Origin of the sequence: Rhizomicrobium sp. (assembly GCA_037200985.1) — a bacterium.
Taxonomy (GTDB): domain Bacteria; phylum Pseudomonadota; class Alphaproteobacteria; order Micropepsales; family Micropepsaceae; genus Rhizomicrobium.
In genome coordinates, this window is sequence record JBBCGJ010000001.1 from 436,644 (window position 1) to 457,710 (window position 21,067).

A 21,067-nucleotide genomic window follows, 5' to 3' on the forward strand; every position below is an offset into this window, starting at 1 on the left:
TATCTGGAGGCAAACGAAGGCAAGATCGCGCAAGCCATTCCGGCGCGGCTTGGGGAAGTTGGACCCGTCATAGCCGGATCAGACGATGAGAAACGCCAGGCGATCCGCCAGACTTGAGACGGCCGTTGCACTGCTCGGCCTGGTTGCCCCGCTGGGCGGCTGCGCCAGCCGGGGCGCGCCTTCGCTCATCCTGTTCGGCGCCTATTTCCCCGGATGGATGCTCTGCGGCCTCTTCGGAATCCTTGCAGCGATCGGGACGCGCGCCGCGATGGTCCTGTCGGGCCTTTCCGACGTCCTGCCGTTTCAACTGTTCGTCTGCGTCTCCGCAGGGTTCTTCTTTGCCGCACTGGCGTGGCTGTTCTGGTTCGGACGCTAGCGATGCGGGCGGCGGGGATAAAACGCCATGGTCGCGTGGCGGTGCTGATCTCCGTGCTGATCGTTGCGGCCGGTATCGCGATCGGCGGCTATGTGCTGCATCGGCGGACGCTGCTGCCATCGACCGACGACGCGACGATCGATGCGGATGTCGTCCATGTCGCCGCCGCGGTCGGCGGCCGGATCGTCGCCATCCCGGTCGCCGAAAACATGCCCGTCGCCAAAGGCGATCTTCTGTTCCAGATCGATCCGGTTCCCTACCGGCTCGCCGTCGACCAGACAAGGTCGGATCTCGATCTGGCGAAAGCCGCGCTCGATACGCAGCGGCGCGTACTCTCGACGCAGCGCTCCGCCGCGACCGTCGCCGCCGACCAGGTGAAGCGGGCGCTGGCAAATCTCGATCTCGCGACGCGCACGGTGGAGCGGCTGCGCCCGCTTGCCGCCAAGGGCTATGTGCCCCGCCTGCAGCTCGATCAGGCCGAGACGGCGGCGCGGGATGCGGCGACGTCGCTGCTGCAGGCGCGCGAGCAGGAGACCGCCGCCGCCCGGGCCGTCGACACCGAAGCCGGCGCGGCGGCCACGGTCCGCGCCCGGCAGGCGGCCCTGGCGATCGCCGAGCGCGCGCTGCAGGACACCACCGTGCGCGCGCCGCATGCCGGTCGCGTCGTCGGGCTCACGGTCTCCACGGGAGAGATGGTGATCCCGTCGCAAGCCCTGTTCACGCTGGTGAACAGCGACGAATGGTTCGCCGTCGCGAATTTCCGCGAGTTCGATCTCGGCACCATCGCGGCGGGCGATTGCGCGACCGTCTACTCGCTGATCGACCGCAGCGTTCCGATTCCGGGCGTGGTGCAGGGGATCGGATCGGGCGTGCTGGACGAGGAGCGGGTCAACCTGCCGCGCTCCGTCCCTTACGTCGAACGCTCGCTGAACTGGGTGCGGGTGGCGCAGCGCTTTCCGGTGCGCGTCCGGTTGACGTCGCCGCCGTCCGCGCTGATGCGGCTGGGCGCCAGCGCCGTCGTCGAGGTGAGGCATGGCGATGCCTGTTTATGATCGTCGGCCGTCCGGCGCGACCCGCGAATGGCTCGGCCTGCTGGCGCCCGCGCCGGGCCGGCTGGAGTTCGCGACGCGGCAGGCTCTGATCTGCGCGCTCACCGCGCTCGTCGTCGAGATCTATCAGACGCCCGATGCGGCGCTCACCATCTACCTCGTCTTCTTCCTCAACAAGGCGGACCGGGCGACGAGCCTCGTCATGAACGTCGTCCTGTTGCTGCTCGTCACCACGGTCATCGCGCTGGTGATCGGCGTCGCGATGCTTGTGATCGACGCGCCGGCTTGGCGCGTTGCGAGCATCGCCGCGCTGTCCTTCGGCCTGCTGTTCCTGGCGTCGGCGAGCAAGCTGCGCCCCGTCGGCGCGATCATCGCGCTCATCATCGGCTATGCGCTCGATCTTTTGGGCACCCTTCACATCGGCGAGATCGCGACCCGCGCGCTTCTCTATGCCTGGCTGTTCGCCGGCATCCCGGCCGGTGTTTCCATGGCGATCAACCTTTTGATCGCGCCGTCGCCGCGCCGGCTCGTGGAACGCGCACTGGCCGAGCGCCTGTGCGCCAGCGCCGCCATGTTGCGGTCGGCCGATGCACGCGCCGCCTTCGCGGCGTGCCTGGAGGAGGGCCTGGGCGAAGTGCCGGAATGGCTCAATCTCGCCGGCCTGGAGAGGAGCTCGCCGCCGCGCGACGTCGCCGCCTTGCGCAAAGCGGCGCAGGCAACGACCGCCGTCCTGCTGTTGACCGATCTTGCGACCGGCGAGCCGTCGTTCCCCGCGGCGTTGCGCGCGCGCATCGCCGGTCTCCTGGACGAGATGGCGGCGATCTTCGAGGCCGGCGGATATCCGGTCGACATCCGCCTGGAGCCGGGAGAGGACGAAGCCGGATTGACGCCGGCATCGTCCGCCGTGCTGGACGATTTGCGTTCGACCCTGACGCGGTTCGCCGAGCCCTGGACGCTGCCGGAGACGCCGGCGCCCGCCACAAAAGCGTCGGGCGGGTTCTTCCTGCCGGATGCCTTTTCCAATCCCGAGCACGTCCAATACGCGCTCAAGACCACGGCGGCGGCGATGTTCTGCTACGGCCTTTATACCGTGCTCGACTGGCCGGGGATCCACACCTGCTTCATCACCTGCTACATCGTCGGGCTCACGACGGCAGCGGAGACGATCGAGAAGCTGACGCTGCGCATCCTGGGCTGCCTCATCGGCGCCGGCGCGGGTTTGGCGGCGATCATCTACGTCCTCCCATGGCTCACCTCGATCGGCGCCTTGATGGGGATCGTCTTCGCAGGCGCCTTCGTCGCCGCCTGGATCGCCGCGGGCAGCCCAAGGATCGCCTATGCCGGCTTCCAGCTCGCCTTCGCGTTCTTCCTCTGCGTGGTGCAGGGGCCGGCGCCGGCCTTCGACATGGTCGTGGCGCGCGACCGGGTGGTGGGCATCCTCATCGGAAACGTCGTCTCCTATCTCGTGTTTGTTTACGTCTGGCCCGTCTCCATCGCGGGACGGATCGATGCGGCCGTCGCCGCCATGCTGCGAGGCTTGAGCGCGCTTGCCGCATCGCCGAATCTGTCGCGCCGCCGCGATCTCGCGGCCAGCGCGCTGGCGGCGCATGGCGCGATCGGCAGGGACATCGGCCTCGTCGCCTACGAGCCGCGTCGGGTTCGGCCATCGCCGGACTGGGTCCGCAGCCGGTCGCAAGCGCTGGGCGGCATCGCCGCGCTGACCGCACCGTTGCTGCTGGCCGCCGATCAGGCCCCGGAATCCGCCGGCGGCTTCGCGACCCGGCTCTCGCGCCTGGCGAGCCTGTTCGGTCCTCCCGAAACCGCAGCGCCGGACGAAGGGCCGATCGCGCCCGCGGCCGATCGTTCGTCCTCCGCCGCCTGGGGCTTGGCCGACCATCGTCTCGCGGACCTCGAACGCGCGGTCGCTACGGGCACGGAAGGGGGGATGCGCCATGCGACGGTTTGAACGCGCCGCCGTACTCCTCCTCGGATCGGCGTTTCTCGCAGGCTGCGCCACGTCGGCGCTCGACATGGCGCCCGAAAGGCCGGACCGGCCCTGGGTTCCCGCCATGACGCCGGACGGCGATATCCTTGCCGGCGCCTCCGGCACGGGGTCCGGGGCAGGGGGATATGTGCTGCCACCCAATCCCGCCCTGGCGAGCGTCCCGCCGCAGCCGGCCGTGAACGGGTCCAAGATATATGCGCTCGCCGACCTGATCGATCTCGCGGAGTCGAACAACCCGGCGACGCGCATTGCCTGGAACGACGCGAGACGCGTGGCGCTGGCCGCCGGCATCGCGGAGAGTTCCTATCTGCCCAGCGTCACGGCGAGCGTTATCGGCGGCTATCAGGGCAGCAGCGGACATAACGGCGCCCTCGGCACCAGCCTGCTGGGCAACGGATCGGCGAGCGGCGCGGTCTCGGCGGTCTCGCTGCAATGGCTGTTGTTCGACTTCGGCGAGCGCGAGGCGGTCGTCGACGCCGCCAGACAAGCGTCCGTCATTTCGAATATCGCCTTCACGGCGACCCACCAGCAGATCATCTACAACGTGACCTTGGCGTTCTACGCGCATGCCGCGGCCCAGGCCCGCCTCGTCACCGCCAACCGGTCGCTGGAAAATGCCCGTGCTGTGCAGGCCGCCGCCGAGGATCGTTACAAGCACGGCATCGGAACGGTGATCGAGACGGCTCAGGCGCGCCAAGGCACGGCCCAGGCCGATCTCGCCGTGATACAGGCGACCGGCGGCGCGCAGGATTCCTATTTTGCCTTGATCACGGCCATGGGGGTGTCGCCGCTGACCAAGATAAGGATCGCGGACGTATCGGGCCGCAAGCTCTCGCCGTCCTTGTCGGCGCCGGTCGAGATCATCATCGCCGAATCGCTTTCCCCGCCGCCCGGACGTGCAAAGCGCCTATACCGCCGAAAAGGCCAGCCTTGCGAATGTCCGCGCGGCGCAGGCCGAATTCCTGCCGAAACTGTTCCTATCCGCGAACGGCACCTACAATTCCGGCGGCCTGGACGTCACGGCCCTTCCGTCGGCCGGCAACCTGCCGCCGACGCTCAACATCGGCGGCAATCGCCTCGGCGGCAGCGTCTTCGCCGGCATCACGGTTCCGATCTTCGACGGGGGTACCCGCGACGCGGCGCTGGCCCAGGCGCGCGCCGAAGCAGACAGCGCCGAGGCCAGGCTGACGCGCGTAAAGGAAGAAGCCGTTCGTCAGATCGTCCAGGCCGACAACGCGCTGCGAACCAGCCTCGCCGCCTACAGCGCGGCGCAGACTCTCGCGGCGGCCGCGCAAACCACGTTCGACGCGGCGCTCGCGGCTTATCGCAGCGGCGTCGGCTCCATCACCGATGTCACCGTGGCCGACAGCCAGCTCCTTCTAGCCAAGAACGCGGCCAGCGACGCATACAGCACGGCCTTGTCTGCGGCCGCGACGGTGGCGCTATCCACCGGCGTCCTCGGCGGCGTACCCCCCGGCTGATCTGTTTTTCGCAGGATCAAAAAATCGAAAAGAACGCCCTGATCTTCAGGAGCAATTGTCCTCTGGGGCCCGCGTCCTCCGTCGCCCGCGCCGCCACGTCGCGTCGCACCAGCGCCAGTCCCCGCCTCGCCGATTTCTCGAAGGCCGAGGCCAGGTCCCGGTTCTCGGCCAGCAAGGGCGCGATCGCTTCGTGCGACAGCTCGTAGATGTGCGATGGCACAAGCGCCGTGGCCGTCGCCGCATGCGGCGCGCCGGTGAGCAATCCAATCTCGCCGATGTAGTCGCCGGCGCCCAGATTGCCCAGCGCGACGGCGGGGCCATCCGTTGCGCGGGAAATCTCCAGAATACCATCCGCAATGACGTAAAGCGTCGCGTCGATCGTTGCCTGGGCGAAAAGAACCTCACCCGTCTCAAGGCTGCGCTCCCTTACTTTGCCGGCCAAACCGGCGATTTGTGAGTCGAGAAGCGGTTCGAACAGAACGACACTCCTGAGGAGCTCGCAGGCCGAAAGCGCGCGGCAGGTCGTGAACTGGCCCGGAGCCGCTCGCGATGTCAGATACCCGGCGCAATTGAGCTGCTGTCTTCCGTGGCGCAGCAGCGCGTCTTTGGTTGCGCCCAGAAGGATGGTGTCCGCGACGGAAAACGTGACGGAAAAGGTGTTTCGCTCGAATCCGATTCGCGTCAGCGTCACGGCGGGCGTCGGCGACTGCAGGATCGTCGGGCAAAGCAAGGTGGCTTCCAGCAGCTTTTCGATCACCCGCTCGGGTGGGGCGAATGCCGAACAGAACAACTCGACGGAAGCCGCGCGCCGTTTGGTCGGAGAGCTCCGGTTCACGATCTGCGCCTTGGCAATGAGGCTGTTGGGAAGAACGGCCACGTCGTCGTTGTCCGTATAGATTCGAATCGAGCGCCAGTCCGCCTGGCCGACAACGCCCTCTATCGCGTTATCGATCTGGATCCGATCGCCCACGTTGAAGGGAGCGTCGATTCGCACGGCGATGCCCGCGAAGACGTCCGAAAGCGTGTTCTGCAATGCCAGGCCGAGAACGATGGCGATGACCCCCGACGTGGCGAGCACGCCGGCAATCGGAACCGAGAGAACGGAATTGAGAACGACAAGGCCGGTGCCGATATAGATCACGGCCGTGGTCAACTCCGAATAAAGGCGCGAGTCGCGCGAGGCCTCCCTTGGCGGCCGGATGAGCCAAAGAATCGCAACGACGGTGCGCGCGGCAAGGAACCACCACGTACCGACAAGCACGCGCAGCCAGATCGCCGCGTCGCCGGCCGTCGCGGCCGCGATGGGAAAAAAGGGCGAAATGTCCCTTTCGACGAGAAATCCCGTGACCGCCACGAAAAGCGCGGCGTCGAGACAAATCCGAACGAATTGCGGGAAAGGCCTCAGGCTGACGAAGCCCAATACGGCGACGGTGAGAAGTATGCCGGCCGACAGGAATATCGTAAGCATGCTCGCCCTCATTGTGACGCCGGCGTTCGGCTCGACAAGCCGTCTTCAGAGCGACCCGCCGAAGCCGTTTGCCCGATAACGCCCAAAGCCCGATGCGGCGCATGTTGAGGATTTTGCGTGCTCGCAAGACAAACTCAAGCTGCCGCGTCGACCCGCACGCCGCGAAGCCTGAATTCGGTTCGTTCCCGACGCCATGTGGCCGGGGTCTGGGAATGCTTTCGACGGAAGGTTCTGCAGAAATGCGCCTGATCGCCAAGCCCGCAACGAACGGCGATCTCGCTCAAAGGCAGATCCGTCGTCAGCATCAGCATCTCGGCCTTGTCGATCCTGCGCCGCAAAATATATCTTTGAGGCGTTTCGTGAAACGTGCGCTTGAACACGCGGCAGAAATAGGTCGGACTCAGCTTCAGAGCCGCGCTGAGTTCCTTTAGCGAGATGCGCCGCTCCAGTCGGACGTCGATATAGGCTTTCAGCCGGCGTATCTGCCATGTCGCCAGGCCGCCGGCTTTCATTTCGGGCGCCCCGCCGACGCGCTGGCGGTCGATCTCGACCCGGATCAGGGACGTGGCACGGATCAACAGGAATTTGGCGTTCTCGCGATCGCCGTCCAAATCCTGACATGCCCCATCGAGGAGCCGTACAAGGCTTGGAAGAAGATTTGGTTCCTCCGCCCGCTCCGGAACCCTCGTCGCACATTCTTCGATTTGCATCTTGCCGTCCACGCTTCGCAGGATAGGTCTGCTCCAGCCTCGACTATGGACGAGCGCCGGCGACGCGGGTGTTGTGACTTGTTAAGCCTTGTTGCGCGCCGACAGCGGCGTCGTTCCGGCCCTTTGGGCGCTCCGGTCAAGGCCCCGACCCGGGCCCGAAAGTGAACGAAAGGACAAATCAGGGCTCTCCCGCGAAATCATTTCGCCGGCTCCGTCGCCAATCTCGGCATCACCGACGCCGCCTCCGTGGCCGTCGATCACGAGAAGGGTGGACAACATGGCAGCTCGGGCGACAACGAGTGTCGAAAGGCGCCTTCCCGCGCCGGACAGCGACTTTTACCTCCACGTCGAAACCCTCGATCCGGAGGACCTGGCCCTGGTGCGGGCGGTGCGGACCTTCATGGAAGAGAAGGTGGCGCCCGTCATCGACAAATATTGGGCCGACGATGCGTTTCCGTTCGATCTGCTGCCCGCCTTCAAGACGCTCAACATCGGCGGCCTCGGCCTCGAGGGTTACGGATGCCGCGGCGGGAGCCAGAAACTGTTCGGCCTCGTCGCGATGGAGATGGCGCGGGTCGATGCGTCTTTCTGCACCTTCTTCGGCGTGCATGATGGGCTTGCGATGGGCTCCATCTATCTGGCCGGCTCGGAGGAGCAGAAGCAGCAATGGCTCCCGCCGATGGCCAGGCTGGAGAAGATCGGCTGTTTCGGCCTGACAGAACCGCTGGTGGGCTCGGGTTCGGGCGGCGGATTGACGACGACGGCGGTGCGCGACGGGGACGGCTGGGTCCTGAACGGCCAGAAGAAATGGATCGGCAATTCGACCTGGTGCGACGTCTCGATCATCTGGGCCCGCGATGTCGCGGACAACCAGGTGAAGGGCTTCATCGTCGAGAACAAGACGACAGACGGCTTCAGCGTCGAGAAGATCGAGCACAAGACGTCGCTGAAGGTCGTTCAGAACGGCCTCATCACCCTTTCCAATTGCCGGGTCTCGGAAGCGAACCGCCTGCAAAAAGGCAATTCGTTCCGCGATACGGCGCGCGTCCTGCGCATGACGCGCTACATGGTCGGCTGGGCATCGACGGGGTGCCAGATGGGCGCTTACGAAGCGGCCCTGGGCTACGCCCAGACGCGGCTTCAATTCGGAAAGCCGATCGCCTCCTTTCAGCTCATCCAGGATCTCCTCGCCAAGATGCTGGCCAATGTCACGGCCTGCCAATGCATGATGGTGCGGCTCGCCCAATTGGACGATGAGGGCAAGCTCCTCGATCACCATGCGGCGCTGGCCAAGGCCTTCTGCACCGCGAAGATGCGCGAGACGGTGTCTTGGGGCCGGGAGATTTTCGGCGCGAACGGTATCGTCGTCGACTCCAAGGTCGGCCGCTTCTTCGCCGACGCGGAGGCCCTCTATTCCTACGAGGGCACCTATCAGATGCAGAATCTGATCGTCGGAAAAGCCGTCACCGGCTTCAGCGCCTTCGTCTAAGCGGCCGCGCACACACGGGCCGCTTGCCCGCAAGGAGTCCAACAATGGCATCCGATACGACCATCCCGCCGACCCTCGAGAACGTCCTCTATGAGGTGAAGGGGGCCATCGCGCATATAACCTTGAACCGCCCCAAGGTCTTGAACGCCCTCAACACGCCGACCTGGATCGACCTGCGCACGGCGTTCGCGGCCGCGTGGGACGACAAGGCGGTGCGCGGCGTCATTCTCACCGGCGCCGGCGACCGGGCGTTCATCGCGGGCGCGGACATCGCGGAGCTCGCGAAAGTTTCGCCGATCGAGGCGCAGCAGGCGAGCCGGCTCGGCCAGGGTGTGCTCGACAGCATCGAGAATCTCGGCAAGCCCGTCATCGCCGCCATCAACGGCTTTGCGCTCGGCGGCGGCTGCGAGACGGCGCTGGCCTGCACCATCCGGATCGCCGTCGCGACCGCGAAGTTCGGCCAGCCGGAGGTGAAGCTCGGCCTTCTGCCTGGCGGCGGCGGCACCCAGCGCCTGCCGCGCGTCGTCGGACGGTCGCATGCCGCAAGGATCATCCTGTCGGGCGACATGATCGACGCGCAGGAGGCTTATCGGATCGGCCTCATCGACGAGATCGTCGCGCCGTCCGAGCTCATCGCCCGCGCGGAGGCGATCCTTCACAGCATCGCGGCAAATCCTCCGCTCGCGGTCACGCTGGCCCTGGATGCCGTCAACAAGGGCGCGGATTTGGGCCAGAGCGCGGGACTGCAGCTCGAGGCATCCTATTTCGGCCTCTGCGCCGCGACCGAGGACAAGAAGGAAGGGACCGCGGCCTTTCTCGAAAAACGCGCCCCAAGGTTTCTCGGACGCTGAAGACACCAACCATCACGGGAAAACGGCAATGGCAAACGACAACATATTCTCCGGTTTGAAGGTCGTGGATTTGGCGAGCTTCATTGCGGGACCGAGCGCCGCGGTGATCCTTTCCGATTTCGGTGCCGACGTCATCAAGGTCGAGCCCCCGTCCGGCGACATGTGGCGGCACGGCCACCAGATCGCCCCGCAGCCGCAGGCGAAAGATCCCTATCCCTGGCATCTGGCCAACCGCAACAAGCGCGGCATCGCCCTCGATCTCAAATCGCCGGCGTCGCGGCCGATCATCGAGAAGCTCGTGCAATGGGCCGACGTCCTGATCGTCAATACGCCGCATCCCGCACGCAAAAGGCTCAAGCTTGAATATGACGACGTCGCGCCGTGGAATCCGCGGCTCGTCTATGCCGACATCACGGGTTTCGGAGAAAAGGGTCCCGACGCCGATCTCCCCGGCTTCGACATCACGTCTTATTGGGCGCGGAGCGGGCTTCTCTCCATGACGCGCGACGCCGGCCTGCCGCCGACCTGGCCGGTGGCGGGAAGCGGCGACAATGCCACGGCCGTCGGCTTGTACGCGGCCATCGTGACGGCTCTGTACCGGCGCGAACGCACGGGCCAAGGGTCTTACGTCACCACGTCGCTCCTCGCGGAGGGAGTCTGGGCGGCGAGCGTCTCCATCCAGGCGGCACTCTGCAACGCGCAGTTCTACGGCCGGCACGACCGGTCGAACCCGGCGAATGCGGCCATGAACGTCTATCGATCCGCCGACGATACGTGGTTCGTGCTGCTCGTCACGCATGAAAAGCTTGCGGCCGTCGCGGAGGCCATCGGCCGCCCGGATCTTCTGACCGATCCCAGATATTCCGATCCGGCGAAACTCAAGGCGAACATGCCGCAACTGACCGCCACGCTCGACGAGGTCTTCTCGGCCCAACCCATGTCGCACTGGCACGACGTGCTCAGCGGCATCCATGTGACGTTCGGCGCCGTCCGCGGTCCGCAGGAGGTGATCGACGATCCGCAACTGCGCGCAAACGGCATCGTCGTGCCGATCGAGGGCGTCGGTGGCGCGCTGACCTCCACGATCAGCAGCCCGATACAGATACACGGCGTCGCGAAAGAGCCTGCGCGGCGCGCGCCGGAGATCGGCGAGCACAACACGGCGGTTCTCGAGCTACTGGGTTTCGACGCCGCCGAAATCGCGAAGCTGCTCGCGGCCAAGGCCGTTGTGGCGTGACGCAGCTGCAAGCACGGCGCAGCTGAAAGACATCAAGCGAGATTTGGGAGATGAAGGTGACCGAAAAGCAGGGAACGGACTCGAACGGATACCTTTTCGTCCTGGAACTGAGCGGCGGCCGCATCCATTCGATGAAAGCGGATGGCTCGAACGGCGGGGTCGTCGTCGCGGACTGCAAGCTCCCGGACGGGATCGCGATCGATGCGAAGGCCGGCCACATCTATTGGACCAATATGGGCGTGCCGAATCTGAACGACGGCTCGATCGAGCGGGCCGATTTCGACGGCAAGAACAGGACGATCATCGTCCCCGTGGGCGGAACGCATACGCCGAAGCAAATCCATCTCGATCGCGCGAACGGCAAGCTCTACTGGTGCGACCGGGAAGGCATGCGCGTGATGCGCGCCAATCTCGACGGCAGCGCGGTCGAGACGCTGGTCCAGGCCGGGCAGGGCGATAGCGATAGCCGCGATCAGACGAAATGGTGCGTGGGTATCACGCTGGATCACGCGCGCGGTCATATCTACTGGACGCAAAAGGGACCGGACAATGGCGGCGTGGGCCGCATCTTTCGCGCCGGTATCCAGATGCCGGCGGGCAGCACGGCGACCAACCGGCCGGACATCGAAATCTGGCTCGACGATCTTCCCGAGCCCATCGACCTCGAGCTCGATGAAAGGACACGGCTGCTTTATTGGACGGACCGCGGAGACCCACCGCGCGGCAACACCGTCAATCGCGTTTCGGTCGATGCGGCGGCCGGGCAACGGACCGCCGAAGTCATCTTCACGCATCTGATGGAGGGCATCGGCATCGCACTCGATATCCCCGGCGGCAGGATGTTCATGACCGATCTCGGCGGATCCGTATACGCGGCACGTCTCGACGGATCGGCGCCGCGCGTGTTGCGGTACGCGCAGGGCAATCTCAGCGGTATCGCCTATGTCGATTTGGCAAACAGGGAGACGTGAACATGACGATGGACAGACCCATTCGGCAGGTTGCAATCATCGGGACGGGTGTCATCGGCGCGAGCTGGGCGGCTCTTTTCCTGTCCAAAGGCCTTAAGGTCGTCGCGACGGATGTGGCGCCGAACGCCGAGGCAAATCTGCGGCACTTCGTCGACGCCGCTTGGCCGGCGCTGGAACGACTAGGGCTTTCGCAGAACGCGTCGCGGGACAATCTGAAATTCACGGCGGCGCTCGCGAGCGCGGTCGAAACCGCCGATTTCGTCCAGGAGAACGGGCCGGAAAAGATCGACTTCAAGAGAACGCTGTACGGACAGCTCGACGAGCTTCTGCCGCCGGACGTCATCATCGCGTCGAGTTCGTCCGGCCTGACAATGAGCGAAATCCAGGCCGGATGCGGCCGTCATCCCGAACGGTGCGTCATCGGGCACCCCTTCAATCCACCCCATCTGGTTCCGCTTGTCGAGATCGTCGGCGGCACGCGCACCTCCAAGGAAACGATCGATCGCGCCATCGAATTCTATACGGCGCTGGGCAAGCGTGCCGTGCGCCTGCGCAAGGAAGTGCCCGGCCATGTCGCGAACCGCCTGCAGGCCGCGCTGGCGCGAGAGGTCTATCATCTCGTCGCCGAGGATGTCGTCAGCGTCGCCGACGTCGATACCGCTCTGTGCTGGGGGCCGGGATTGCGTTGGGGCATCATGGGGCAAGTGCTGCTCAATCACCTGGGCGGTGGCGATGGCGGGATCGAGCATTTCTTCCACCAGTTCACCGGCCCGATCACGGCGTGGTGGAAGGTCCTGGGTTCGCCGCAGCTTACGCCCGAATTGCAGGCGAAACTCATCGAGGGTCTTCATGCCGAGGTGGGCACGCGCACGATTGCCGACCTGGCGGCGGAACGCGACGAAATCCTTCTCGGTCTGCTCGAGCTTCGCGCGTCGCGAGGATGATGCGGTGGACATGACGGTAGCCGACCAAGGGGTTTCCGCGCCGGCCGGTTCGCTGCCGCGGGCGGTAATCGTCGGCGGTGGATTCGGCGGAATGGCCGCGGCCAAGGCGCTGGCGCGCGCCGCGGTTCACGTCACGCTGATCGATCGTCGCAACCATCATCTCTTCCAGCCCCTGCTGTATCAGGTTGCGACCGCGGGACTTTCGCCGGCACAGATCGCGGCGCCGATACGCGCGGTCCTCCGGCATCAGCAAAACGCAAACGTCTTGCTGGGCGAGGTTGTCGGCGTCGACTTGGATCGACGGGAGGTCATTTTGTCCGACGGGCGCATCGGGTTCGACTTCCTGGTCCTCGCCACCGGCGCGCGGCATTCCTATTTCGGACACGAGGATTGGGAAGCGTTCGCGCCCGGGCTGAAATCCATCGAAGACGCGATAGACATCCGCGGCCGCATTCTCCTGGCCTTCGAGAAGGCGGAACGGAACGGCGACGCGGATGCCAGACGCGCGCTTCTGACATTCGTCGTGATCGGCGGAGGGCCGACCGGCGTCGAACTGGCCGGCAAGATCGTCGAGATCGCCCGGCGCGCCATGCGGAAGGATTTTCGGAAAATCGATCCCGCGGATGCGCAGGTCGTTCTGGTCGAGGCCGGCGATCGCCTGCTGCCGATGTTTCCCCGGGAGCTTTCGACGGACGCAAGAGAACGGCTGGAAAGATTGGGCGTGACCGTCCGGCTCGGACAGCCGGTCACGACATGCGACGCAGACGGCGCGGTCATCGGCGGCGAGCGCCTGGCGGCCCGGACGATCGTCTGGGCGGCGGGCGTCGCGGCCTCGCCGGCGGCGCGGTGGCTCGGTGTGACTGCCGACCGGGCGGGACGGGCGATCGTCGGCGCGGCACTGTCGGTACCGGGGCACGAGAATGTTTTCGTGATCGGCGATACGGCGAGCATAAAGAATCCCAACGGTGCGGCGGTCCCGGGGCTGGCCGCTGCGGCGAAGCAGCAGGGGGCATATGTCGCGGGCGTCATCGCGGCGACCGTCCGCGGACGCCGTCGGCCGAAGCCGTTCGTCTACGCCAATCTCGGCAATCTCGCCACGATCGGGCGGAACGCGGCGGTGATCGATTTTGGACGGGTGAAATTGACCGGATTTCCCGCCTGGCTCTTCTGGTCGCTGGCGCATATTTATTTCCTCATCGGATTTCGCAATCGGCTTGTCGCGATTCTCGACTGGCTCTGGACCTATCTGACATTCGAGCGCGGCGCGCGCCTGATCACGAATGAACGCGTCATCGAGAAACGGCCGCCGGTGGCGAGCGCCGGCCCCGCCGAGAGCTAACGCGATGCGGCTTTTAATTCGTCCATAAAGGCCTTGGCCCGTATCAAATCCGCGCTCTCGCGGCCCTCGACAAATCGCGCATATACCGGTTCCAGAGTTTTCAGCGCTTTGCCGGGGCCGTGTCGCTCGTTCAACAGCCTGCTCAAACTGTTCGCCGCGCGGAGTTCCCACGACATCGCATCCTGCCGGCGCGCCAGTTCGAGTGCCTTGTGCATGCAGTCTTCCGCCTCGGCGGGATTGCCGCGCGCGTTCGCAAGCAGACCGCGAACGCGAAGGACCTCCGTGGAACACCAATTTTCGTAGCTCTTGTCCTTGCTTTCGAGCTGGTTCATCCAGAACAGGGCATCGTCGAGACGCCCCGCATCGAGCGCGTGCTCGCAGAAATGGGCGAGAACCAGGACGCTGAACGCCTCCATGCGGGCATTGGCCAGCAGGCGGAGTCCTTCCGTAACCAGCGGCACGCCCGCGTCGAACTGGCCGCGCCGGGCCTGGCACAGTCCCATGACGCAGAGCGCGAATCCGCTGTCGCTGTCGATCGAATGAGGCCGGCTCTGCTCCAGCAGATCGACGGCGTCGCGCTCGACCAGGTCGACATTGGGTTCGGACAAATGCGCGTTCAGAACCGACCACGACATCGCCAGACCGACGGGAATCGCAAGGCCGGAGGATTGCGCTTCGGCGACCGCGCGCGCCGCCCATGTCGTGGCCTGAGCCGGCTGGCCGAGGATCCACAGCGTGTTGGACATGACGCAGAGCGCGTCGACATGGCGGTCGAAACCCGTAGCTTTGACGCTCGCGAGACGCGCCGCCTTCTTCTCAAGGCCGAAATACCGTTGAAGATGGGCCCGGGTCTCGTTGAAGCGTGCGGCGTGATGCATCGAATGGCCCAGCATCCACGCGCTCATCGCCAAGCCGTCGGCATCGGAGACTTCCTGCGCGAGCGCCGCGCATTTCTCCGCGGTCTTCAGGGCCTCGGCATACTGCGCCGCGCGTATTTCGCCGGCCCACAGCGCGAGATAGGACTGAAACTGGGCAGGAAAATCGCCCAGCGCCCGCGCTCGCTCGAGCGTCCCGCCCCAGGCCTCGATCGTCTTCTCCGAGAATCCATGGATGAAGAGTTCGGCTGCCGCCGACGCGAGCTGTATGCGCAACCGTTGCTGCACGGCGGTATCGCCGGTGTCGACCGTTGCCGCCATCGCCTTGTCCAGCCATTCGTGACATTCGGCAAGGAGCGCCCGGCTCAGCCAGATGGGAGCCGAATATGCGGCGACATCCACGCCGATGAGCGCATCGCCATCGGGGCCAAATGCCCATCTCAGGGCCGCGCGAATATCGTCGATGTCGGACAGCGAGGCCTCGGGTTTGCCCGGAGCGATGGCGTTTGCGGCCGTCGCGCGGAGCAATTCGCGAAAATACAGCGCATTTTGACGCTGGATCGCGTTCAACTCGCCGGCTTCTTCGAGCTTCGTCCTCGCATAGGCGCGGGTCGTATCGAGGAGGCGATAGCGGGTGACGGCACCGGAGGTATCGATCGACGCGAGAGATTTCGAGAGAAGACCGAAGATGGCATCGAGCCCCGCGGCTTCGCCCACATCGCTGCGAACGAGATGCTGGGCGGCATCGAGCGTGAAGGTTCCCGGAAAGACCGACAGGCGGCGAAGCATCACACGTTCGGTCTCGGAGAGCAGGTTGTGGCTCCAATCGAGCGTGGCGTACAGAGTCTGGTGCCGGGGCGGCGCGGTTCGCCGCCCGGGCCAGAGCAACGCGAACTGGCTGTCGAGCAGCGCTGCCGTATCCCTGATGCCGAACGTGCCGACGCGTCCCGCCGCCAACTCGATCGCCAACGCGTTTCCGCCAAGCTTGCGGCACATTGCGCCGACAAGCTGCGCGTCTTCGTCGCTCAGATTGACGTCGCCCGCGCCGTCGCTCGCCATGCGATTGGTGAAGAGCTGCGTGGAAGGATAGGTCAGAGCTTCGGCCGCGGTGAGCTGTGCATCCGCCGGCGGGCTGATGAGCGAGGGCAAGATATGGATGTGCTCGCCTTCGACTCGCAGCGCCTCCCGGCTGGTCGCGAGCACGTAGAGTTCATGCCCCGCACCGAAGAGACGCTGCGCGACGATCGCAGCCTCGGCGATCAAGTGCTCGCAACTGTCCAGGATGAGCAGAACACGTTTGCCGCTCAGATAGGCCACGAGGTCGGGAATCGTGTCCTTGGCCTGCACCGGCAGGCCGAATGCGGATGTGATCGAATTGGCGAGCAGACGGGGATCCCCGACCGGGCCAAGTCCGACGAAACAAACGGCGCCGGCAAACTCCTCCAGAAGGGCGTGCGCGACCGAAAGGGCCACCGTGGTCTTGCCCACGCCGCCGGGACCGACGATCGTCACGAATCTGCGAGCCAGCACTTTTTCGCATATCGCGCGAACCTCCTGGTTTCTGCCGACCATGTCCGCCAGGGGCTGGGGCAAAGGATACGAGGCCTGCAATACGCGATCGGCGTCCGCCACTCTGGCAATCGTCGTTCGCGACGTCGGCGCGCCGAGCCGATAGCCTCGTCCGGGGACGCTGGTAATATAAGTCGCGCCTTTGTCTCGTTCCTCGAGGGCTTTGCGAAGCGCCGCCACATGGACACGAAGGCTGACGTCTTCCACGAAAACGTTCGGCCATACCTTCGCGATCAATTCCGTGTGGCCGATGGTTTCCCCAGGGCTGTCCGCGAGCGCAAGGAGGATATCGAACGCGCGGCTGCCGAGCTTTATGGACTCGCCGTCCTTCTTCAGAATGCGTTCAAACGGAAAGAGCTGGAAGGCGCCGATCGATATGGCTTCGCGGGTGTCGCGATTGTGCTGGCGACGCATTGCTGACACCGACCGTGATCACAAATGGTCAGTCTAGTCCCGTTTTCCGGTCGGGCAACCCAATTGTTTCGCCGGAACGACAACGTCAAACGCTTGCCGCCGGAGAGACCGGAATATGAAGCGACGTTGCTCAGATTGCCCGAAATTGCCTTGTGCGACGACGCATGCGATGCGCCATCGCGCCCGACGACCTGATAATTCATCAGACAGCCTCCATGTGCAAAACGAATCGACCGGATTTGAAACGCATTCCGGTCGGAATTGACAATTCGTCGGTTCTGGGGGGAGCCGGTCGGCCGCCGAGATATCGTCCCGTCCCCGCCGAACTCAACGAGGCCGCGAATTTAACTGTGCTTAACATGCAATAACGTGAGCTTTTGGCAGACGCGGCCCATCGTGGACACCGCGAAATAGTCCGTCGACGAAAGACCGGAGCGAAAAATGTCTGCACCAGCCGCATTGGAAACCCGGGCGACGGATGTTATGGCGCCGCGCCCGCCCTGGGGCACGGAAGGGACCGTATCGAAACAATTGGTCGTTGAATTGCTGAATGCCGGCCTTGAAGCGCTTCACACGAACCCCGCCGTCGCCAAGGGCTATTTCTCGCGTGCCCGCTCCGCCATGCTTGACGGCCTGGAACTGCCCGGAGTTGACGGGAACGCCAGATATTCCACGGCCGGCGGACTGGTTGCCTGGCGCGCAAAACGGGTCGAGGCCTACATCGAGGCGAATCTCGCAAAGCACATCAGCGTGCGCGAACTTGCTGCCGTCGTGCGACTCGGGCCGCGCCATTTCCAGCGCGCGTTTCGCACATCCTTCGGTGTCGGCCCGCATGCGTACCTCATGAGCCGTCGCATCAAACGCGCGCAAGAAATCATGTTGCAGATGGACGCGCCATTGAGCCAAATCGCGCTGGCCGTCGGTTTTTCCGATCAGGCGCATCTTACCACGCGCTTTCGTCGCCAGGTCGGCGTCACACCGGCCCTCTGGCGCCGCGAGCGAAGCGTCTGCTTCGACGCCGCTGGCCGCGGCAATCCCTATGCCGGCTCGGCGAATCGCCCAAAAGCGCTTCAGGCCGCGGAAGGACTATCGGCGCACTAGCGTCAAGCGTATTCCGTCACCGGCACCGTCTCGGGATACGAGACGCCGCGATGTCTCGCGTCTGCTTGCGGTCAGCCGCATCGTGGGCGACAGCCGGATACAGCGATTGCAGAACCTTGGCCGCGAACTGGACCTTTGTAAAACCGGGGCGACCGAAACCGAGATCAGGCTCGTGCGGCACAAACAGCCAGACCAGCAAGATGGCGAAGAGCAGGCGGAAGATCATCTTTGTTACCTTGACGCGTTTCGCGCGCCCATCGTTCTACCGTTTGCATTATCAAGACGGCACGAACCGACCCTCCGCACCCGTAGCCGTCGCACAGGCATATAGGCCGGTGGCGGCGGACCCGCTTTCACGATCGCGGAAGAATTTCTACCGCAGCGACACGAGTTGGGTGGAGATCGGACTCTTTGGGCAAGCATCGGCAAATCGCGTGCAAATCGCTCAAGCGGTCGGCGATCCTGCGGCGCATTCTGTCCGCCGGAAGCGATGAATAGGCGCTTCAGCGCAAGCCCGACCTTCCAGCGAGCACGGCACAGGCGATGCTTACTAGGTCCTAAGCCGCCTCTCCACCGCGGCTAGGACTGCGACTTGAGCAATGTCCTGATCCTGTCCGCGTCCGCCGACGTCGCGGGGTTGTAGATCACCATGTTGAGATCGGACCGGCCATCGACGGCAAAGGCCGAAAACTCCATCGAAAGCGGCCCGGCGATGGGATGATGCAGGACTTTTACGCCATCGCCATGCGCCAGAACATCGTTGTCACGCCACATCGCCGCGAATTCGGGACTTGTCGCGCACAATTCATCGACAAGCGATTGCACGTTCCGCGCAGCACCCGCGCGCGCCACATCGGCGCGGAACGATGCCACGACAAACCGCGCAACGCCTAGCCAGTTGGACTGCGCCGCGCGAATCCGCGGGTCCTGGAACATCATGCGCAGCACATTGCGTTGCCCTTCCGCCAGCATGCCGTAGTCGATCAACACCGCGGCAGCGGCTCTATTCCACGCGATCACATCCCATGTGGCGGTGCGAATGAAAGCCGGACTGTATTCCAGTGTATCGAGCACGCGCTGCAGGCGCGGCGTGATACCGTCGGGCGCGCGATAGCGGACTTCGGGCGGGCGGCCCAAACCGAGCAGAAACAGATGCTCGCGCTCGGCGTCCGTCAGCATCATGGCGCGCGAGATGCGGTCCAGCACATCGGCGGACGGCGCGCCGCCGCGTCCTTGCTCCAGCCACGTGTACCAGGTGGCGCTGACATTGGCGCGTTGCGCCACTTCTTCGCGCCGAAGCCCCGGCGTTCGCCGCCGCGTCAACGGAAGGCCGAACGACGCCGGATCGAGTTTCGCGCGGCGGTCCTTCAGATACGTCCCAAGTAAATTGCCGTTTGCGGCGGACATCCTGTTAGCGATCTTACCGGTATAATGTCACTACTTTACCAGCATAGCGTATAGGTTGAGAACCCTCCGGGCAATTCGAAAAGGCGATCCGCGATGACACTGAAAGACCAACGCGTGCTGGTGATCGGCGGCGGCTCCGGCATCGGATTTGGCATCGCGCAGGGCGCGGCGGCCGAGGGCGCGAAGGTGATGATCGCCTCGCGCCGGGCCGAGAAGATCGCCGAAGCGGCGAAGCGCATCGGCGGAGCATCCGCCGTCCTCGATGTCAGTGAGGAAGCGAACATCGCGGCGTTCTTCAAGGACCATACCGGCTTCGACCATATCGCGTTCACCGCAGGCGACACCGACGGCCTCAGTCCCGGCATGCTTGGCGATCTCGATCTGAAGCTGGCGGCGCAGCGGTTCAACACGCGGTTCTGGGGCGTGGTGGCGGTCGCCAAACACGGCGCGATTCATCTGCCGCCCGGCGGGTCCTTCACCCTCACCAACGGCATGCTCGCGCATCGGCCGCTCAAGGGCATGCCCATCGTGACGGCAAGCGCCATGGCCGCGGAAGGTCTGACGCGCGGCCTAGCGCTCGACCTGGCGCCCGTGCGTGTGAATTGCGTGTGCCCGGGCCTGATCGAAACCGAATTGTTCGACCGCTTTGGCGCCGGCCGCCGCGAAATGCTGATGGCGCTGTCGCAGAGACAGTTGATCCAACGTCCCGGCACGCCGGCCGAAGCCGCGGAAGCCTATCTCACCTGCATGCGCAACACCTTCATGACCGGACAAGTCCTCAAGATCGAAGGCGGCATCGCGATCGCCAACTGATCGCTCGTGCGACAACGACAAGGAGAGTTCACATGCGCGTATTCATGACCGGCGCCGCCGGATTCATCGGCACCGCCACGACCAAGGAACTGATCGCCAACGGCCACAAGGTGGTGGGTCTCGCCCGCTCCGACGCGAATGCCGAAGCCATCAGGAAAATGGGTGCAGAGGTTCACCGCGGCTCGCTTGAGGATATAGAAAGCCTCAAGAGCGGCGCAAAGGATGCCGACGGCGTCATCCATCTTGCCTTCATCCACGATTTCTCGAAATTCGCGGAGAACGGACAGATCGACAAGCGTGCCATCGAGGCGATGGGCGATGTGCTGGCGGGCACGAACAAGCCCTTCATCGTCACCTCGGGAACGGCCCTGATCGCGCCGGGCGTGGTGGTCACCGAAGACATGCGGCGCGACGCCAGCGCGTATTCTCCGCGGGTGTCGGAAGAGGCCGGTCTGGCTTATGCATCGCGCGGCGTGCGCGCGATGGCGGTACGCCTGCCGCAGGTGCACGGTGAAGCCGGCAAGGCCGGCCTGATCACCTATCTGCTCGAAGGCGCGCGCCGGAAAGGGTCTGCCGCCTATGTCGGCGACGGCCACCATCGTTGGTCTGCGGCGCACAGGCTGGATGTCGCCCCCGTTTACCGGCTTGCGCTGGAGAAAGGCGCGGCGGACGGAATCTATCATGCCGTCGGCGAAGAGGGCGTGCCCATGCGCCAGATCATCGAGGTGATCGGCCGTGCGCTGAACGTGCCTGCGGTCTCGATAAAGCCGGAAGAAGCCGGCGACTATTACGGTCCGCTCGCGATGTTCGCCGGTCTCGACATGCCGGCGTCCAGCGCCTTGACGCAGCAGCGGCTGGGATGGAAGCCCAAGGAGATCGGCCTCATCGCCGATATCGGCCAGCCGAACTATTTCGCGGGCTGAAAGGCCGTGCCGGTGCCGGCGATAGTCCGCCGACACCGGCAGGCG

19 protein-coding genes are annotated in these 21,067 nt (G+C 64.9%); 13 read left to right on the plus strand and 6 right to left on the minus strand.

The window, feature by feature from the left end:
- The first annotated feature begins 85 nt into the window (after positions 1-85).
- The 3 genes from WDN01_02035 to WDN01_02045 are packed head-to-tail and all read left to right on the plus strand — an operon-like array spanning position 86 to position 3,391.
- A complete protein-coding gene (locus WDN01_02035) occupies positions 86-376 on the plus strand; it encodes a hypothetical protein (protein ID MEJ0024781.1) in 291 nt (96 codons plus the stop codon).
- Between the two features lie 35 nt (positions 377-411).
- Positions 412-1,428: a multidrug transporter subunit MdtN gene (gene mdtN, locus WDN01_02040; GenBank protein MEJ0024782.1), complete on the plus strand. Its 1,017-nt coding sequence runs from the start codon at positions 412-414 to the stop codon at positions 1,426-1,428.
- Positions 1,409-3,391: an FUSC family protein gene (locus tag WDN01_02045; GenBank protein ID MEJ0024783.1), complete on the plus strand. Its 1,983-nt coding sequence runs from the start codon at positions 1,409-1,411 to the stop codon at positions 3,389-3,391. The genes mdtN and WDN01_02045 overlap by 20 nt, the downstream gene beginning before the upstream one ends.
- A gap of 381 nt (positions 3,392-3,772) precedes the next feature.
- On the opposite strand, the gene WDN01_02050 is transcribed toward WDN01_02045, so the two are convergent.
- Entirely contained in the window at positions 3,773-3,928 is a 156-nt protein-coding gene (locus WDN01_02050; protein ID MEJ0024784.1) for a hypothetical protein, read from the minus strand.
- 398 nt (positions 3,929-4,326) lie between these two features.
- On the opposite strand from WDN01_02050, the gene WDN01_02055 reads away from it, so the two are divergent.
- Entirely contained in the window at positions 4,327-4,911 is a 585-nt protein-coding gene (locus WDN01_02055; GenBank protein ID MEJ0024785.1) for a TolC family protein, read from the plus strand.
- Between the two features lie 16 nt (positions 4,912-4,927).
- Here WDN01_02055 and WDN01_02060 read toward each other — a convergent pair whose 3' ends face one another.
- Positions 4,928-6,331, minus strand: coding sequence for a mechanosensitive ion channel family protein (locus tag WDN01_02060; GenBank protein MEJ0024786.1), 1,404 nt, complete (start codon positions 6,329-6,331; stop codon positions 4,928-4,930).
- 182 nt (positions 6,332-6,513) lie between these two features.
- Entirely contained in the window at positions 6,514-7,089 is a 576-nt protein-coding gene (locus tag WDN01_02065) for an AraC family transcriptional regulator (GenBank protein MEJ0024787.1), read from the minus strand.
- A 277-nt stretch (positions 7,090-7,366) separates the two neighbouring features.
- Between WDN01_02065 and WDN01_02070 the strand changes: the two genes are divergently transcribed.
- From WDN01_02070 to WDN01_02095, 6 genes are read left to right on the plus strand one after another with little or no spacing between them, the layout of a single operon-like run.
- Positions 7,367-8,578, plus strand: coding sequence for an acyl-CoA dehydrogenase family protein (locus WDN01_02070; GenBank protein MEJ0024788.1), 1,212 nt, complete (start codon positions 7,367-7,369; stop codon positions 8,576-8,578).
- 44 nt (positions 8,579-8,622) lie between these two features.
- Positions 8,623-9,429, plus strand: a complete 807-nt coding sequence (locus WDN01_02075; protein ID MEJ0024789.1) for an enoyl-CoA hydratase-related protein — start codon at positions 8,623-8,625, stop codon at positions 9,427-9,429.
- 28 nt (positions 9,430-9,457) lie between these two features.
- Positions 9,458-10,666: a CoA transferase gene (locus WDN01_02080; protein ID MEJ0024790.1), complete on the plus strand. Its 1,209-nt coding sequence runs from the start codon at positions 9,458-9,460 to the stop codon at positions 10,664-10,666.
- Between the two features lie 56 nt (positions 10,667-10,722).
- Complete coding sequence (locus tag WDN01_02085) at positions 10,723-11,637, plus strand: hypothetical protein (protein MEJ0024791.1); 915 nt, start codon at positions 10,723-10,725, stop codon at positions 11,635-11,637.
- Between the two features lie 8 nt (positions 11,638-11,645).
- Positions 11,646-12,581 (plus strand): 3-hydroxyacyl-CoA dehydrogenase NAD-binding domain-containing protein, encoded by a 936-nt coding sequence (locus WDN01_02090; GenBank protein ID MEJ0024792.1) that lies wholly within the window; start codon positions 11,646-11,648, stop codon positions 12,579-12,581.
- Between the two features lie 10 nt (positions 12,582-12,591).
- Entirely contained in the window at positions 12,592-13,920 is a 1,329-nt protein-coding gene (locus WDN01_02095) for an NAD(P)/FAD-dependent oxidoreductase (GenBank protein ID MEJ0024793.1), read from the plus strand.
- Here the strand turns inward: WDN01_02095 and WDN01_02100 are convergent.
- On the minus strand, positions 13,917-16,778 hold the full coding sequence (locus tag WDN01_02100) for a winged helix-turn-helix domain-containing protein (GenBank protein MEJ0024794.1): 2,862 nt from the start codon (positions 16,776-16,778) through the stop codon (positions 13,917-13,919). The two genes, WDN01_02095 and WDN01_02100, sit on opposite strands and share 4 nt — an antisense overlap.
- 441 nt (positions 16,779-17,219) lie before the next feature.
- On the opposite strand from WDN01_02100, the gene WDN01_02105 reads away from it, so the two are divergent.
- Positions 17,220-17,879 carry an AraC family transcriptional regulator gene (locus WDN01_02105; GenBank protein MEJ0024795.1) on the plus strand — a complete coding sequence of 220 codons (660 nt, stop codon included), beginning with the start codon at positions 17,220-17,222 and terminating at the stop codon, positions 17,877-17,879.
- Positions 17,880-17,895: 16 nt separating this feature from the next.
- Here WDN01_02105 and WDN01_02110 read toward each other — a convergent pair whose 3' ends face one another.
- Positions 17,896-18,105, minus strand: a complete 210-nt coding sequence (locus WDN01_02110) for a hypothetical protein (GenBank protein MEJ0024796.1) — start codon at positions 18,103-18,105, stop codon at positions 17,896-17,898.
- A gap of 353 nt (positions 18,106-18,458) precedes the next feature.
- A complete protein-coding gene (locus WDN01_02115) occupies positions 18,459-19,286 on the minus strand; it encodes a helix-turn-helix transcriptional regulator (protein ID MEJ0024797.1) in 828 nt (275 codons plus the stop codon).
- Positions 19,287-19,379: 93 nt separating this feature from the next.
- Here WDN01_02115 and WDN01_02120 point away from each other — a divergent pair, with 93 nt between their 5' ends.
- Both WDN01_02120 and WDN01_02125 read left to right on the plus strand, forming a co-directional pair.
- Positions 19,380-20,099: an SDR family oxidoreductase gene (locus tag WDN01_02120; protein MEJ0024798.1), complete on the plus strand. Its 720-nt coding sequence runs from the start codon at positions 19,380-19,382 to the stop codon at positions 20,097-20,099.
- 32 nt (positions 20,100-20,131) lie between these two features.
- Positions 20,132-21,022, plus strand: a complete 891-nt coding sequence (locus WDN01_02125; GenBank protein ID MEJ0024799.1) for an SDR family oxidoreductase — start codon at positions 20,132-20,134, stop codon at positions 21,020-21,022.
- The last annotated feature ends 45 nt before the right edge of the window (positions 21,023-21,067 follow it).